The sequence below is a fragment of the Lacticaseibacillus pantheris DSM 15945 = JCM 12539 = NBRC 106106 genome (assembly GCF_001591865.1).
GTDB classification, from domain to species: Bacteria; Bacillota; Bacilli; order Lactobacillales; family Lactobacillaceae; genus Lacticaseibacillus; species Lacticaseibacillus pantheris.
Genome location: NZ_BCVS01000180.1, coordinates 1 through 1,603, shown reverse-complemented (window position 1 = coordinate 1,603; position 1,603 = coordinate 1). Strand labels below are relative to the sequence as shown.

General features: G+C 45.4%; 2 protein-coding genes. Both read left to right on the top strand.

What is annotated here, in order from left to right; genetic code table 11:
• Positions 1 to 69: 69 nt before the first annotated feature.
• Positions 70 to 744: a helix-turn-helix domain-containing protein gene (locus LPA02S_RS11325; protein ID WP_056956195.1), complete on the top strand. Its 675-nt coding sequence runs from the start codon at positions 70 to 72 to the stop codon at positions 742 to 744.
• A partial coding sequence (locus LPA02S_RS11320; protein ID WP_056956196.1) for an IS3 family transposase occupies positions 741 to 1,603 on the top strand: 863 nt, incomplete at its 3' end. The genes LPA02S_RS11325 and LPA02S_RS11320, both read left to right, overlap by 4 nt.

Here is a 1,603-nt window from a genome sequence, read left to right as displayed (position 1 = left end):
GCGATAATCCCTTCATGGTTGTCAGATGAAATACAATAATTCATCTGATGATTATGGAGGGGTTTTTGTATGCCCAGATCTAAGTTCACTGCTCTTGAAAAGCTTAAATTACTAGACGATTTTCAGAAGTCAGGTTTACCCAGAGCAACTTATGCAAGACAGCATGGAATTGGAAAGAGTACGCTGGCGAGATGGTCGATGCGTTATCGAAGAGATGGTCTGGAAGGCTTGGAGGAGCCAAAGAAGAACAACCATTATAGCAAGGAGTTGAAGCAGACCGTAGTCTTCGCCTACCTAAATGGTGAGGGCACCTTCGATGAGTTGACGGACAAATATGGACTACGTAACGGTCAGCAAGCAAAAGAATGGGTCGATCAGTATAATGGAGACAAATCTTTGACGGCATCGCCGTCCAGAAAGCAGGTCCCCACTGTGCGTAGGAAGACGACTTTTGAAGAACGAATTGAAGTAGTTGAGTATGTGGTGAAACACAAGCACTCATACACTGAGGCCGCTGAGCGTTTTCAAGTTTCATATCAACAAGCACGCTCTTGGGTGCTTAAGGCCAAGAGCGGTGGTTATGATGCCCTCGTTGATAACCGTGGTTATCACAAAGATGAGTTTGAATTGACTGATCTCGATAAAGCAAATCTTCGTATCCGTCAGCTAGAAGCTGAGCTTAAAGACAAAGAATTGGTGGAAGAATTCGCAAAAAAATTGCTGGAACTTCAGCGCAAGGGGTGAACAAACAACATCGGCTGGCTTACGTCGCAATCAAAGAGGTCAGTCAAGGCAAGCATGGCGCAGTAACCAAGTTACTGGCTGTGGTGGGCGTAAGCCGGCAAGCTTACTACAAAGGCTTAAAGCGGGTAGAAACAGCTTGGGAAGTCCGTGATCGTCAACTTAAGGAACGGACGCAATATTGGTTTGACTTTCACCATCAGGGTGTCGGTGCTGGTAATCTCTTAGTGAACATTCAGCATGACGAGTCAATTGCCTTTGAGGTTACTCATAAAATGGTTCGCCGAGTGATGCGAGAGCTGGGTTTAAAGTGTCAGATTCGAATTAAGAAGCACAGCCGTCAAAAAGCAAGTGAGCAGTATGTACAAGATAATGTCTTAAGCCAGAACTTTGACACAGATGCGCCGAACAAGGTTTGGTTGTCAGATTCCACCGAATTAACCTATGGTCCAAATGGTGAATACAAGATTCGATTGAGTGGTGTTTTGGATCTTTACGGACGTCTCCTCTTGTCACACCATCTTAGTATCACTGAAACCTCAGCTGCGGAAATCGAAGTGTTCCAACGTGCATTTGATAGTGTTGGAGACGTTCATCCATTGATTCATACGGATCGCGGATCAGCGTATACATCTGGCGCATTCAATAACTTTCTGGGACGTTACAATGTGACACGCAGTATGTCTCGTCCAGGAAAACCCTACGACAACGCGCCGATGGAACGTTGGTGGAATGAGTTCAAATTGCGATGGATGGAGCGTCATCCGATGCCTAAGACCCTTCAAGAACTTGAGAAGTTGGTTGAAGAAGGTATTGAATACTTTAATCACCACAACCGTTCAGCACAAAGAAACGGCCTCAC

What these genes read in the sequence shown, in the direction of transcription:
- LPA02S_RS11325 (WP_056956195.1), top strand. Translation starts at nt 70, where the DNA reads ATGCCCAGATCTAAGTTCACTGCTCTTGAAAAGCTTAAATTACTAGAC.